Origin of the sequence: Escherichia sp. E3659, from assembly GCF_005781135.1 — a bacterium.
In the GTDB taxonomy this organism is placed as follows: domain Bacteria; phylum Pseudomonadota; class Gammaproteobacteria; order Enterobacterales; family Enterobacteriaceae; genus Escherichia.
In genome coordinates, this window is sequence record NZ_VATQ01000072.1 from 1 (window position 1) to 1,557 (window position 1,557).

At 49.2% G+C, this 1,557-nt stretch carries 1 protein-coding gene; it reads right to left on the reverse strand.

Annotated features, from left to right (window positions below):
* Positions 1-290: 290 nt before the first annotated feature.
* A complete protein-coding gene (locus tag FEK47_RS24955) occupies positions 291-1,316 on the reverse strand; it encodes an IS110 family transposase (protein ID WP_000868863.1) in 1,026 nt (341 codons plus the stop codon).
* Positions 1,317-1,557: the final 241 nt, after the last annotated feature.

A 1,557-nucleotide genomic window follows, 5' to 3' on the forward strand; every position in this document is an offset into this window, starting at 1 on the left:
CGGGCGCGAGGTAACATATATGGACGCTCCCGGAATGCAATGCTTTCTTCAGTTATGTAATAAAACGGGTAGGTGCAGCCATATATCCGGTTTCTGATGGGATTTTTATCCCGAACCATGATGAAATCCGCCAGGCAGGTACCAATCATCCTCTACGGGCTAACTTGCCCTTGTTACCTCTCGGTGTATCCTGCCTGCGGTCTTACCTGTTTTGCCATCTTCTGAAGTCACCTGCACCTACCAGGACGTTAACTTTTTTTCAGCACCTCGTCAGATTGACTGACCTTGTGTCAGGCGAGCTGCCGAGGTTGATATTCAGTATTGTGTGACAACATTGACCACATGATCCTCGCTGTTTTTGCCGCCATGGCGACAACAGCTACATTGTAGTGCTTCCGCTCCAGGAGTCCCTGAAGCCAGGAATTCTCCTCAACTGCGCCGTTTCGGTTGACCCAGGCGGTAAGTGCGCGTGCGCCGTGAACCAGCAGGTATCGGAAATATCCATCTCCACGTTTGCTGATCCCTCCCAGTTGCTGTTTCCCGCCGCTGGAATGTTCCTTTGGTGTCAGCCCCAGCCATGAAGCGAACTGCTTTGCGGTACTGAATTGTCGGGCATTACCCACTGCTGCTACCACATAAGTGGCCGTTAGCATGCCAACCCCCGGGATTTTGGCCATTCTCTGGCAGGCTTCCTGCGTTCTATACCAGGAGGCCAGAGCTTCTTCTACCTGTTTAACTTGTTCTTCAAGTTCCCGGATATGTTTAGACTGTCTGTAGATGCTGGTTCTGACAAAGGGAGATAAACCATTTTCGCCATCCTCCAGAATGGCTGGCAGCTCACGGGTTAAATGGCTTTGTCCGGCCGCAATCGTAATACCAAACTCAGCAAGTGTGGCTCTTAAACTATTGGCACAGGCAATCCGCTCACGGATAAGTATTCCCCGTTCAGTGTGTAACGCTAAAACGGCCTGCTGCTCTTCGGTTTTTATCTGAACAAAACGCATATTCGGACGGGTTACCGCTTCGCAGATTGCTTCAGCATCTGCTGCATCCGTCTTGTTCGTTTTCACATAAGGCTTCACATACTGCGGAGGTATGAGTTTTACCTCATGACCATAGCGGGTGAATAATCGCGCAAAATAATGACTGGATGAGCAGGCTTCCATGCCAATCAGACAAGGTTCCAGTTGAATCACAAACTGAACAAACTTAGCCCGGGTGAGCTTTTTACGCAAAATAGTATGGCCTTCATGATCGACACCATGAAGCTGAAAAACGTTCTTTGCCAGGTCGATACCAAGAGTTGATACTTTCATGTGGACGCTCCTAATTTTTCAGGACGTATTGCAACGATCCAGTCTGGTACTTTGATACCGTAAAATCTGGAGCGTCCATCTCATTATCCCTGTAAAACGCGCCCTCAGCCCACATCCATGTGGGTTGCCCCGGCCTTCAGGGAACGCCTCGGCGATTTTGACGCCACCAACACCAGTGCGGCCTATTGATAAAGAGCTAACACATAGTCAAAAAAACATCACTAAGGTTTTTTAGAGTTTC